The sequence below is a fragment of the Flavobacterium aquatile LMG 4008 = ATCC 11947 genome, assembly GCF_000757385.1.
Taxonomy (GTDB): domain Bacteria; phylum Bacteroidota; class Bacteroidia; order Flavobacteriales; family Flavobacteriaceae; genus Flavobacterium; species Flavobacterium aquatile.
In genome coordinates this window covers 420,647-433,868 of sequence record NZ_JRHH01000001.1, presented here as the reverse complement: position 1 = coordinate 433,868, position 13,222 = coordinate 420,647, and the positions used below count along the sequence as shown (strand labels likewise).

The window sequence follows — 13,222 nt, the reverse complement described above, 5'->3', positions numbered from 1 at the left end:
AATAACACTAGAAAACCCCTTTTCTTCTGTAGGAAAACCTTTAAGTAAATTAATAATTTTTAAGAATATATGAACAAAACTGCGCAATCAGTATGGGAAAACTGTCTGTCTTTTATAAAAGACAATATTCAAGAGCAAGCATACAAAACTTGGTTTGAACCTATTAAGTCAGTAGAACTAACTGATAACGCATTATACATTCAAGTTCCTAGTAAATTCTTTTACGAATGGCTAGAGGAACACTATGTAAAATTACTAAAAGTTGCCCTTACCAAAGAACTTGGAAAAAACGCAAAGTTACTCTATAAAATTAAAATGGAAAATACTTATGGCAATAAACAACCGTTTACGGAACAATTGCCATCAGCACATCGAGGTCCAATAAAATCCCAAGACGTTGATGCTCCATTTAAAAATTTAAATCCTGAACTTAAAAATCCGTTTGTAATTCCAGGAATTAGAAATTTAAAAATCGAGTCGCAATTAAATCCAAATTATAGTTTCGACAATTTCCTTGAAGGTGATTCAAATAGATTAGCGCGTTCTGCAGGTATGGCTGTTGCCAACAAACCAGGTGGAACTTCATTCAACCCTTTATTAATTTTTGGTGGTGTTGGATTAGGGAAAACCCATTTAGCACACGCTATTGGTGTTGAAATCAAAGATAAATATCCTGAAAAAACCGTGTTGTATATTTCTGCCGAAGTATTCACACAACAATATATAGATTCTGTTAAGAAAAATAATCGTAATGATTTTATCCATTTCTATCAATTGATAGATGTGTTAATCATTGACGACGTTCAATTTTTATCAGGAAAAACAGGAACTCAAGATGTATTTTTCCACATTTTCAATTACTTACACCAAAACGGAAAGCAAGTAATTCTTACTTCAGACAAAGCTCCGGTTGACATGCAAGACATTGAACAACGTTTATTATCACGTTTCAAATGGGGTTTATCTGCCGAATTACATCAACCCGATTATGAAACAAGAGTTTCGATCTTGAATAATATTTTATATCGTGATGGTGTTGAAATGCCAAACGAAATCATAGAATATGTTGCTCAAAATATAAAATCTAACGTTCGTGAATTGGAAGGTGCAATTATTTCGTTGATTGCTCAATCTTCTTTCAATAAAAAAGAAGTAACATTAGAATTAGCAAAAAGCATCGTAGAGAAATTTGTTAAGAATGTAAAACGTGAAATATCAATAGATTACATCCAAAAAGTAGTTTCAGATTATTTCCAATTAGATTTAGATACTTTACAATCAAAAACTAGAAAACGTCATGTTGTGCAAGCAAGACAACTGGCAATGTTCTTTGCAAAGAAATTTACAAAAGCTTCGTTAGCAAATATTGGTTCACAAATTGGAGATAGAGATCACGCTACAGTTTTGCACGCTTGTAAAACTGTTGATAACTTAGTCGCTACCGACAAGCAGTTCAAAAAATTTGTTGAAGATATTCACAAAAAATTATCATTATAATTAGTGGTAATCTTTACATTTGCATTTTAAAGCAATAAAGTATGTCCGTTAAAATTTTAATGGTTTGCTTAGGTAACATTTGCCGATCACCATTGGCAGAAGGAATCTTAGCATCTAAATTACCCAAAGATAAATTCCTTGTAGATTCTGCTGGTACAGGAAATTGGCATGTTGGAAAACAACCCGATTCTCGTTCTATCGCAACTGCTAAAAAAAACGGGCTTGATATTTCTTTTCAAAAAGGAAAACATTTCACTCCACAACATTTTGAAGAATTTGATTATATTTATGTAATGGATGGTTCCAATTTTGATGATGTGCTTTTTTTAGCAAAAACAGAGGAACATAAAAAGAAAGTAAGTCGCATTCTTGACGAACTTTTTCCTGGAGATAATGTTGATGTTCCCGATCCGTATTATGGTTTACAAAACGGATTTGATATGGTGTATGAAATGCTCGATGAAGCTACCGATTTATTGGCAAAAAAATTAATTGAAAAACATTCTTGATGAAACCAGTAAATCTAATTGGTAAATTATACCTCATCCCAACCACTTTAGGAGAAAGCAATCCAATGGATGTATTGCCACAAACGGTTAAACGTACTATCGAACTCATTGATTGTTATATTGTTGAGAATGAAAAAACTGCAAGAAAATTCATCAAAAGCATTTATCCCGAAAAAGTGCAAGCCGATTTACAATTAAGCACTTTAAACAAACATACCGAAGTTGCCGATCATAATAAAATGATTCAACCTTGCTTAAACGGAATTAATATTGGATTAATGAGCGAAGCTGGTTGTCCTGGCGTTGCCGATCCTGGAGCAGCAATTGTAAAAATAGCTCACGAAAAAGGAATTCAAGTGATACCACTTGTTGGACCATCTTCCATTTTGTTAGCAATGATGGGAAGCGGAATGAACGGACAGAGTTTTGCTTTTAACGGCTACTTGCCTATTGACAAAGACAATAAAAAATCGGCATTAAAAGGTTTTGAAAAATTATCTTTTGATAAAAATCAATCGCAATTGTTTATTGAAACACCTTATAGAAATAATAAATTGCTAGAAGATTTACTTCAAACGCTGCAACCAAATACTCATTTATGTATCGCCGCAGACATCACGCTTCCAACAGAATACATAAAAACCATGAAAGTATCCGAATGGAAAAAAGCGAAAATAGATTTACACAATCGACCAACGATTTTTATTATTCATAAAACTTATTAAACAAAAAAACATCAGCGTTAACTGATGTTTTTCATTTTTTAACTATAATCTTCTTATCTAACTTTAGGATTGCTATCGGCAACAATATTATGAGTTTCATATCCGCCAAATTGCTTCATATAACTCTTAATTGATGTTCCGTAGTTGTCTTTTACTTTTCGTTTTCCGTTAGATTCTAAGAACTTTCTAACTGAACCAGCACCACCTAAATGCGCTGCCGCTAGAATTCCCGATTCTGTTATACGCACGCCATCGATTACCTTTCCTCTATAAATTTTAATCTCTTCGCGAAGTTCCCATTTATTCTTTTTCAATAATGCCACAAATGCTTTTTCTTGCATCTTAGGATTGTTTAAAAAAGTCGCGCTATCCTTAATTCCGATGGATTCAAGTGTAGTTTTACCAAATTGGTATTTTCCTAAATATCCTAACGAATTTACTTTATGGTATTTTCCTTGTGATTCTTTAAAAGCCAAAGCTTCTTTGAATCCAATGAAAAATTTTCCGGTAAAAGGTAATGAGAGATTGACGTAGTCAGAAGGTTTTTCGGATGGGAATTGATATAACAATTCTTCGTTTGCATCCACATAAAACCATTGTTGATTTTGAGAATTTATTGGTTTGAATCCTGTACTAATTAAACCAACTATCAGAATGATTCCTGTGTAATATGCCCATCTTTTTATCATAAATTGTAATTTCCAAGCGCTGTCACCATCTTGATATTGACAGTGCAAATATACAACTTAATTCTAAATAAAATTGATTATCAACTAGTTAAAGTTTTCTAAAAGTACAAAAAGTGAAATTTAGCATCTCCTAAAGACCTGATTTCAAACGTTGGAGCAGGAATTTTAATCGTATTAAAAACAGAGAAAATAGTTTTTAAAAAGTGTGATTTTGTCTTAATTTTTGTCAAATCGGCATCAAAACTCAGGTAAAATTGACGCGTTCTTTGCTGTTCAGGGAAGAATATTGGGTTCACTAAATCGTCACTTCCAGTTACCATTCCTTCACCTCCATAACCAACAGCAATGTTCAACCACTTCGGGATTTTGGAGTTTTTGAAAAAGGAATGAATATTAGCCGAAAGCCAATAGGTTTGACCATTATAATCTTTAAATAATTGTTCAGAGACTGAACTTCCAAGAACTTCTGGTCGAGCCGAAGCATATTGAGTAGTATGAAATGAAAACTTCGGAACAATTCGCTGCTCTTTCCAAGCCAATTCTTGTGAAACATGTAAAGCAGTTCCTCCAGCATTTGCAGCCAAATCTCCTAAGGAAAATCCCCATTCAGAAGAATAACCGTCAAAAACCTCAACAGTTGAAAGAAAAACAAATCCTAAAGTGGAACCATAAATAAGCTGACTTTTTCTATCGCAACCACTCCATTTTAAAGCTTGTGCTCCAAAACTTCCTAAATGATAGGAAGAATAAACGTGTCCAACTTTATCCATTTGCAACCACTGATCGTTATCATTTATAAAATGAAAATCAGATTTTGGATAATCGGCATACCAAAGCTGATTTAAAGCGACCAAAGCTCCAGTTGCCAAAACAGCTTCTGAAATTATCAAGCCATTTCTTCGTTGTTTATTCAACGAATCCGATGGTTTTAAAAAAGAATCAATAGACGATTGTGAGAAACCAAAGTTGGAACTCACTAGCAAAAGAAAAAGTATGATTTTTGTTATTTTCAAATCTATCTATTTGTTCCTGTGCTATTTAACCATTCAGCATATTTTCTAGCATTCACTTGATGTTGTGCGTAAGTTGACGCAAATTCGTGGTATCCAAACTTCTCTACACTGGCACAGAAATAAATATAATCATTATCATCTGGACTTAAAACGGCTTCTATAGCATCAATATCTGGCATTGCGATTGGTCCTGGTGGCAATCCTAAATTCACGTAGGTGTTATATGGAGATGAAATAGTTAAATCGGCATAAAGAACTCTTTTTATAACTTGTTCAAAATCATTATCTCTAGATTTTACGGCGTAAATTACTGTTGGATCGGCTTGCAATAACATTCCTTGCTCTAATCGATTAAGATATACTTTTGCTACTACTGGACGTTCGCTTTTTTTAACGGTTTCTTTATGAACAATTGATGCCAAGGTTATTACTTGAACTGGAGTTAATCCTAATCTTTTAGCTTTAGTTAGTCGTTCTAATGTCCAAAATTTCTTGTATTCTTTAAGCATCTTATCTCGAAATTTTTCGGCAGAAGTGTTCCAATAAAATTCATACGAATTTGGAATAAACATTGCAATCACGTTATCTTTAGTAAATTGATTTTCTTCTAAAAATTTTGGATCTCTAAAAGTCGCTAACAATTTAGTTGTATCTGGTTCTATCTGAGAACTGATTCTAACACACAGATTTTCTAAACGTTCTTGATTATTGAAAGCCAATTTTACTGGAACATTTCTTCTTAACGAAGCAACAATGGCAAAATTTCCCATTCCTTTTTTAAGCAAAAATCGTCCTGGTTTTACATTTTCATCATACGAGCGAAGGTTTGCCATTAATTCAAATCCGCTTAATCCATTTACGTAAGGTGAAATTATTTTTTTTACGTCTTCATAATTAGAACCTGTAGGAATTTCTACAAATAATTCTTCTTTAGAAAATTTAGTATTCGATGAGAAAAATTTTACATAAACTACAGATGCTACTACTAAGAATAGTAACGCTCCAATTCCTAAAATGGTTTTTAATTTCTTGTTCAAAGCAAATTATTTTAATTGTTGATGATTGATTAACTGATAAATAGCCTCGTCATGATAGGAATTATTGTGAAAAATCCAGTCTTTTTTGATGCCAATTTTTTGAAAGCCAAATGTAGCAAAAAGGTTTAAACTTGGTTCATTATCGACTCCAATATTTGCATAAAGTTGATGTAACTGCAGTTGTGTAAAACTATAATTAATTAATAAACTCAAAGCTTCCTTCCCTATTCCGTTGCCACGATTGGTTTCGTTTTGGATTAAAATTCCAATTCCGGCGCGACTGTTTACAGGGTCAAAATCGAATAAATCAATTAATCCAATTGCTTCTGATGTGTCGTTTTTACAAATTGCCAAGCGTAATTGTTTGGCTTCAAAAATATCTTGATGTGCATTTTCTAGATATTGCCGAATTAAAAATTTACTGTAAGGCGTTTGCGTATTGCTCACATGCCAAATGGATTCGTCGTTTTCTAGGTTATAGACAAACTCTAAATCTTCGGGTTCGAGTGCGCGTAAATGGATGTTTGTTCCTTTGAGTGTAATCATATTTATTCAAATTCAAAAATCAACTTCAATTTCAAAAATCAATTTCAAAAATCGTTCATTTTAAATTATATCTCTATTTCTCCTTCAAATACAAAAGTTGCTGGACCGATTAAAAATACTTTTTCAAAACCTTTGTCTGATTTCTCAAAAGTTACTTTTAGTTTTCCGCCTTCTACGTTTATTTCAATAGCATTTGAATTGGTTTTTCCGATGGCATTCATGGCGATTGCTGTTGCTGTTGCTCCAGTTCCGCAAGATAATGTTTCGTCTTCTACGCCGCGTTCGTAGGTGCGTAAAGCAAAATGATTATCTGAAATTTGATTGACAAAATTTATATTGCTTCCTACTTTTCCGTACAAATCAGAATATCTAATTGTTGCGCCGTTTTCTTTTACACTATAATTTTCTAAATCGTTTACTAAAGTTACATGATGAGGCGAACCTGTGTTTAGGAAAACATATTCGGATTCAATTTTTACTTCGTTTACGTCTTTCATTTGTAATGAAACTATTCCGTTTTCATCGATTGTTGCGTTGTGCAAACCATCTGTTGCTATGAAAGTTGCTTCGTTATTAATAACATTTAAACTTTTGGCAAAAGCTACAAGACAACGACCGCCGTTTCCGCACATGGAACTTTCGTTTCCGTCTGAATTGTAGTATACCATTTTAAAATCTGTCGAATTGTCATTTTCTAATAAAATTAGTCCGTCGGCACCAATGCCAAACCGTCTGTCGCAAAGACTTTCTATTAGTTTGGTATTATTTTTGGGGAAATTTTCTAGACGATTGTCGATCATCACAAAGTCATTTCCTGTTCCTTGATATTTGTAAAATTTCATTTTTGAGTTTCTTATAAGCTTATTGAAATTCTGATTTAATGCTATGGATTACTATTTAGCCCTGATTGAAGCAGTTACCATGTAACGCGAAAAGCAGGAAAATGGAATGTAGAAAAGCGCAAACCATTCGCTTTTGTAAATTTAAAGCATTACAAAGTTACAAATATTAATGGGAAGTTAAAGTGTGTTAAACGAGCGTTAAACTGATTTTATGAAAATAATAAAACTGTAATTTTGATGTTAAATGATTTAAACAAGTAAGATTATGAAACGATTATCAAGTTTATTTTTAGTGTCTTTATTGAGCGGTGCCACAACACTTGGCGCGTATAAATTGTTTATTGAAAAGGATAATAATGGCAATTCTATTGTCACGCAAGCCCAAAGTTCTAACTTTAGGACGGTTGGTATGGGCGCAGAAAATGTTGATTTTACAGCTGCTGCCGAAAACGCTGTTCATGCTGTAGTTCACGTAAAAAATGTATCGGTGCGAACGGTTTATAATCCAATTATGGAATATTTTTATGGTTCTCGCGGCGGACAGCAACAAGAGCAAATTGGTACTGGTTCTGGAGTTATTATTTCGGAAGATGGCTATATTGTTACCAATAATCACGTGATTAAAGATGCAACTGAATTGGAAGTTACTTTAAATAATAATAAAGTTTATAAGGCAAAATTGATTGGAACCGATTCTAAAATGGATATTGCTTTGTTAAAAATTGATGCCGATGGAAAATTGCCTTATTCTACTTTTGCTGATTCAGATCAGGTGAAAGTGGGTGAATGGGTTTTGGCTGTTGGAAATCCTTACAATTTAACTTCTACAGTTACTGCCGGAATTGTATCTGCGAAAGCTAGAAACTTAGACACAAGAGGAATTCAATCGTTTATTCAAACTGATGCTGCTGTAAATCCAGGAAATTCTGGTGGTGCTTTGGTAAATACTCGTGGTGAATTGATTGGAATTAACACGATGATTTCTTCTCCAACAGGAAGTTACGCTGGATATTCGTTTGCTGTTCCTTCTAACATTACTCGTAAAATTATTGAAGACATTATGGAATTTGGTAATGTTCAAAGAGGCATTTTGGGTGTTGAAGGAAATGCATTAACTGGAACCATGTCTAAAGAATTTGGAGTGAAAGATACTGAAGGTTTTTACATTAATAAGGTAAACAAAAATTCGGGTGCTGAAAAAGCCGGGTTAAAAGAAGGTGATATTATTAAGAAATTAGACAATCAAAAAATTGGAACTTTTGCAGAATTGTCTGGTTACATTAACACTAAACGTCCAAATGATAAGATTAATGTTACTTATGTAAGAGATGGAAATATAAAAACGGTGCCGGTTACATTGGTAAAAAATGACATCATTCTTACTGAATTTAAAGGATTGGAATTGGAAAATCTTTCGGCTGCCGATAAGAAAAACTTCAGAATTGATTATGGTGTGAAAATTAAAGAAGTAAATAACGAACGATTAGAACCATATAAAGAGGAATTACAAGGAAGTATTATTTTAGACATAAATGGTGTAAAAGCTACAGATGTTGAAACAGTTTCTAGAGCAACTAATAATGCTGATGAAAACCAAGGTACAAGTGTTAAATTAATGACGAAAAATGGTCAAGTGATGCGAATCATTATATAAAAATCAATAATTCAATTAGTTAAAAATCCAATCTTAATCGATTGGATTTTTTTATTTTAAAAAAAGTAGCGAAATCGTTTTCGTAGAAGGTTTTAAAATTCTATTTTTGCACCGAAAATTAAAAACTCTGAAATTAATTTGGAGTAAAACAACACACAACAAAAAATTTCTTTTCCTTATGAACAACAACGCATTATACGAAAAAGAGCTAGCATTTCAAGCAGACAGAAGAAAAGCTGGAGTTGAATTTATCAAAATCATCAGCGACTTATGGTTTGACAAATCAATTGAATTAGTACTTTTTAGAAATCAATTAATTGACAGAAATGTTAGCGACATTATCAACCTTCATGAATATGCAGGTGAATTTGTTCAAAAACCAATTAATGTATTTGATTCGGTTGAAATTGCTCGTGCTATTCAAAATTTAGATTTACCACCTTCACGAATTGATATTGGAAAACTAACTTACGAATACCATCTTGAAGACAATAAATATCACGATGCAAGAGCTTTTGTAATTGATAAATTGAAAAATGCAAAATCATCGAAAGACATCAAACCTAAAGATGTAGTTCTTTACGGATTTGGTAGAATTGGTCGATTGTTAGCTCGTGAGATGATGAGTAAAATTGGAAAAGGACAACAACTTCGCTTAAGAGCGATTGTTACTCGTGATAAAAATGATGCAGAATCGTTAGAAAAAAGAGCTTCATTATTACGATATGATTCAGTTCACGGAGATTTTGAAGGTTCTGTAACTGCCGATCCAGAAAATAATGCTTTGATAATTAACGGAACAACAGTTCACATTATTACAGCAAATTCTCCAGAAGAAATTGATTATACTTTATATGGAATTGAAGACGCTTTAGTAATTGATAACACTGGAGCATTTACAAGTGAAGAAGCATTGAAGCGTCATTTAACTTCTAAAGGAGCAACAAAAGTATTGTTGACTGCGCCAGGAAAAGGTGTTCCAAACATTGTTTATGGTGTAAATCACGAAGAATTTAATCCTGATACAGTTGCTATTTTTTCGGCAGCTTCTTGTACGACTAATGCAATTACTCCAATATTAAAAGCTGTTGAAGACACACTTGGCGTTGTAAAAGGTCATCTTGAAACGATTCATGCTTATACTAACGACCAGAATTTGGTTGATAATATGCACAAAAAATACCGTCGTGGACGTGCTGCGGCATTGAATATGGTAATTACAGAAACTGGAGCTGGAAGTGCTGTTGCAAAAGCGCTACCAAGTTTAGCAGGAAAACTAACTTCAAATGCTATTCGTGTTCCTGTACCGAATGGTTCACTTGTAGTTTTGAATCTAGAAGTTGGTAAAGAAACTTCAGTAGAAGAAATTAACAACATCATGAGAAAATATGCTCTTGAAGGAGAACTTGTTGAGCAAATTAAATATTCATTAAACAACGAATTGGTTTCATCTGATATTGTAGGAACATCGGCGCCATCAATTTATGATAGCAATGCTACTATAGTTTCGGGAGATGGAAAAAATATCGTTTTATATATTTGGTATGATAACGAATATGGTTACAGTCATCAAGTTATTAGACTGGCAAAATATATTGCTAAAGTAAGACGTTATACTTATTATTAGTAGATTATTAATTCTGAAAATTAAATCCGTTTGTCTTAGATAAGCGGATTTTTTTTGTCAAAATCTAGGAATATTTAAGACTGTTAGAAATTAAAAAACGTCCATTAATTTCATTGTATTTAATACAAATTACGCGAATATAAATTGTAAGATTTTTATTATTTATAATATAAATATTCGCATTTCGTCAATTTATTGTTACGTTTTATAGAGTAATTATTCAAATTTATTTAAATTTAGGTAGTCAAACTTAAACCCACAATAATGAAAAAAATTTACCTACTCTATTTCATTTTTTACTTAACTCCAATTTTCAGTCAAGTTGGAATTGAAACAACAGCTCCAACAGCTAGTTTAGACATAAACGGCAATTTAAGAGTTCGAAGCAGTACCGCAACTAGTAACGAAACTGCAGCTAAAGATTCTATCTTAGTCACTAACAATCTAGGTAACGTAATGCGAATATCTTCGCAAAAAGTCATCCAAAGCTATTTTAAAACGTGTATAAAAGGATCATTTACAAGTTCAAGTGACGTTAGTTTAACGCTTTCATCTGGAGCAAAGAAAATTCCATTTGATTACATCGAATTTGATTCAAATAACGAATTTAACACAAGCAACTCAACGTTCACAGCTACTCAAGGCGGAATTTATTCGATAGATATTCATATTAAATCTACTTCTGCAATTGGAGTGGCATTAGATTTTGGCGTTGCCATTGTAAAAAACGGAACAGTAATAACAAGAGATTCCTTTGCTAACATCGGAATATTATCAATCAATGCAACGCCACCAGTGCGGTCTTCTCGAACACTTATAAGTTTAGCACCGGGAGATGCTATAACTTTTAATGTTATAAGTACTTTGGGCAGTTTGAATATTCTAGGCAGTAAAGAAGATTGCTATTTTACGATTCATCAAGTAAGGTAGTTTTTAATTTAAAAAAAATCTAATAAATCTGATTCATTAATTTGAATCAGATTTTTTTTTGCAGATTAATCAATAAAAAGTAATTACAATAATATTAAAATCAATTATGTCAATAACAAATTAGCCCATATCATGTTTTTCACTATAAATTTAACTAAAGCTATTACTTTTTATTAACAATTTGGCATCTGTTTCCAATATTTTACTATTTTTAGCGTTTTAAATTAGTATCCCAAACTACACCTACAAATGCGTATCTCTTTATTAATGTTGCTATTAGCGACGCAACTTCTATTTTCACAACAAGAGCCACAAGTGAGCACCTATAAATACGGTTATAACGGAATGGAACTTATTATAAAGCACAAATCTGAAACCGTAATCGTTAGCACTTACAATTCTAAAAAGGTTATAAAAGATGAAGTTGCTCAAAAAGTATACGATTACTTTAAAAACAACACAATAAAAACTGGTGATACAATTAACATAACAGCAAATGATGCGTGTGTAACTGGAAAATGTTTCATCACTAAAAAAGGTAAATTAACTTCTATAAACTTTTATTACGAAACCATAAAATGGAAGAATGGTCTAACCGAGGTTTACAAAAAAACTTAAAAAAAAATGCTCCAATTATTAGTTGGAGCATTTTTTTATTCTTTAGAACCCATCAAATAATAAATCGGAATTCCAGTAAGCATTATTAAAACACCCCAACCGCATGTTGAGAATTTTGTAATTATTAATCCGATGCTTAATGCTGTTGCAATTATAATATACAACGCAGGAAGAAATGGATATCCAAATGCTTTGTACGGACGTTCGGCATCTGGTCTTTTTTTACGAAGTATGAAAATTCCGTAGATGGTTAAGATGTAAAAAATCAAGACAATGATTACAACAAAATCCAATAAATCACCGTATTTCCCGGTTAAACATAAAGCAGATGCCCAAAAACATTGTGCCCATAAAGCCCAAGATGGAACACTTGCATAATTTAATGTCGCTGCTTTTTTAAAGAATAATCCGTCTTTAGCCATAGTATAATAAACTCGCGCTCCGGCCATAATTAATCCGTTATTGCAGGCAAAAGTCGAAATCATAATCATCACAGCAATAATAATTGTTCCGCTGTCGCCAAATATATTTTGAGAAGCTACAACCGCTACTCTATCTGATTTTGCAAAAGCAATATCTTGTAACGGAACAACTGCCAAATACATCATATTTGCTAAAATGTAAATAACACTCACAATAAAAGTTCCTAGAAACAAACTTAAACCAACATTACGTTTTGGATTTTTAATTTCGCCAGCAATAAAAGTTACGCCATTCCATGCATCGCTAGAAAAAACAGAACCAACCATAGCCGCAGAAATAGCAGCAATTATTGCAGAACCTGAAATTGGTAACCAAGAACTAGAATCTTTGTTATAGGATTGTAATTCAAAAGCATTAGTCCAATTGGCATTCCAAATTTCTGACTTTGCAGCCAATAAAAATCCGAAAATAATCAATCCGGCTAGCGATAAAATTTTTATAATTGTTAGTACGGTTTGAAGCATTTTACTGTCTTTTACACCACGACTATTAAGATAAGTTAGAAAAATAATTGTAATAATAGAAATAATTTGTGCAGCGTTAAGATTGAATGAACCAATAGTATATAAAATATTTTCATCACTTAATGGCGGAAATAAATAGGCTGCAAATTTTGAAAAAGCAACTCCAACCGCAGCAATAGTTCCGGTTTGAATTACCGCAAAAAAACTCCAACCATAAAGAAATGCTATTAATTTATTATACGACTCTTTTAGATAAACATATTGACCGCCAGCTTTTGGAAACATGGCACTTAATTCGCCATAACTTACCGCAGCAATAACAGTAATCAATCCAGTTAAAACCCAAATTATAGTTAGCCAACCTGCGCTTCCAACTTGTCGAACAATATCAGCACTAACAATGAATATTCCTGAACCAATCATCGATCCAACGACAAGCATTGTTCCGTCTAGGAGTCCGAGTTCTTTTTTAAATTCTTCTTGATTATTTTCTTCCATTCTTGGTTATTTTGGTTAGGTTTAGTTTTTGATAAAGATAAAAAAAAGCTTGAATAAATTTGAAATAAAAAAAACGCTCCAAAAAATTGA

General features: G+C 32.6%; 13 protein-coding genes. 7 read left to right on the top strand and 6 right to left on the bottom strand.

The features are described from left to right. The first annotated feature begins 69 nt into the window (after positions 1–69). The 3 genes from dnaA to LG45_RS01910 are packed head-to-tail and all read left to right on the top strand — an operon-like array spanning position 70 to position 2,731. On the top strand, positions 70–1,497 hold the full coding sequence (gene dnaA / locus LG45_RS01920; RefSeq protein ID WP_035123876.1) for a chromosomal replication initiator protein DnaA: 1,428 nt from the start codon (positions 70–72) through the stop codon (positions 1,495–1,497). Between the two features lie 41 nt (positions 1,498–1,538). Further along, positions 1,539–2,006: a low molecular weight protein-tyrosine-phosphatase gene (locus tag LG45_RS01915; protein WP_035123875.1), complete on the top strand. Its 468-nt coding sequence runs from the start codon at positions 1,539–1,541 to the stop codon at positions 2,004–2,006. Further along, positions 2,006–2,731: an SAM-dependent methyltransferase gene (locus tag LG45_RS01910; protein ID WP_035123874.1), complete on the top strand. Its 726-nt coding sequence runs from the start codon at positions 2,006–2,008 to the stop codon at positions 2,729–2,731. Before LG45_RS01915 ends, LG45_RS01910 begins: the two co-directional genes overlap by 1 nt. Positions 2,732–2,784: 53 nt before the next feature. Here LG45_RS01910 and LG45_RS01905 read toward each other — a convergent pair whose 3' ends face one another. The 5 genes from LG45_RS01905 to dapF form a co-directional block, all read right to left on the bottom strand. Continuing rightward, positions 2,785–3,420, bottom strand: coding sequence for a hypothetical protein (locus tag LG45_RS01905; protein WP_035124265.1), 636 nt, complete (start codon positions 3,418–3,420; stop codon positions 2,785–2,787). Between the two features lie 98 nt (positions 3,421–3,518). After that, on the bottom strand, positions 3,519–4,439 hold the full coding sequence (locus LG45_RS01900; RefSeq protein ID WP_035123873.1) for a DUF2279 domain-containing protein: 921 nt from the start codon (positions 4,437–4,439) through the stop codon (positions 3,519–3,521). Continuing rightward, positions 4,436–5,470 (bottom strand): endolytic transglycosylase MltG, encoded by a 1,035-nt coding sequence (gene mltG / locus LG45_RS01895; protein WP_035123871.1) that lies wholly within the window; start codon positions 5,468–5,470, stop codon positions 4,436–4,438. The genes LG45_RS01900 and mltG overlap by 4 nt, the downstream gene beginning before the upstream one ends. A gap of 6 nt (positions 5,471–5,476) precedes the next feature. After that, positions 5,477–6,016 (bottom strand): GNAT family N-acetyltransferase, encoded by a 540-nt coding sequence (locus LG45_RS01890; protein ID WP_035123869.1) that lies wholly within the window; start codon positions 6,014–6,016, stop codon positions 5,477–5,479. A 65-nt stretch (positions 6,017–6,081) separates the two neighbouring features. Next, positions 6,082–6,858, bottom strand: a complete 777-nt coding sequence (dapF, locus tag LG45_RS01885; protein WP_035123867.1) for a diaminopimelate epimerase — start codon at positions 6,856–6,858, stop codon at positions 6,082–6,084. A 265-nt stretch (positions 6,859–7,123) separates the two neighbouring features. On the opposite strand from dapF, the gene LG45_RS01880 reads away from it, so the two are divergent. From LG45_RS01880 to LG45_RS01865, 4 genes are all read left to right on the top strand, one after another. Further along, positions 7,124–8,512, top strand: coding sequence for a trypsin-like peptidase domain-containing protein (locus LG45_RS01880; RefSeq protein WP_035123865.1), 1,389 nt, complete (start codon positions 7,124–7,126; stop codon positions 8,510–8,512). Between the two features lie 178 nt (positions 8,513–8,690). Continuing rightward, positions 8,691–10,139, top strand: a complete 1,449-nt coding sequence (locus LG45_RS01875) for a glyceraldehyde-3-phosphate dehydrogenase (protein ID WP_035123863.1) — start codon at positions 8,691–8,693, stop codon at positions 10,137–10,139. Between the two features lie 264 nt (positions 10,140–10,403). Further along, positions 10,404–11,069, top strand: a complete 666-nt coding sequence (locus LG45_RS01870) for a hypothetical protein (protein WP_035123861.1) — start codon at positions 10,404–10,406, stop codon at positions 11,067–11,069. 249 nt (positions 11,070–11,318) lie between these two features. Then, positions 11,319–11,687 carry a hypothetical protein gene (locus LG45_RS01865; RefSeq protein WP_035123859.1) on the top strand — a complete coding sequence of 123 codons (369 nt, stop codon included), beginning with the start codon at positions 11,319–11,321 and terminating at the stop codon, positions 11,685–11,687. A 35-nt stretch (positions 11,688–11,722) separates the two neighbouring features. Here LG45_RS01865 and LG45_RS01860 read toward each other — a convergent pair whose 3' ends face one another. After that, positions 11,723–13,132, bottom strand: coding sequence for an APC family permease (locus tag LG45_RS01860; protein WP_035123857.1), 1,410 nt, complete (start codon positions 13,130–13,132; stop codon positions 11,723–11,725). Positions 13,133–13,222: the final 90 nt, after the last annotated feature.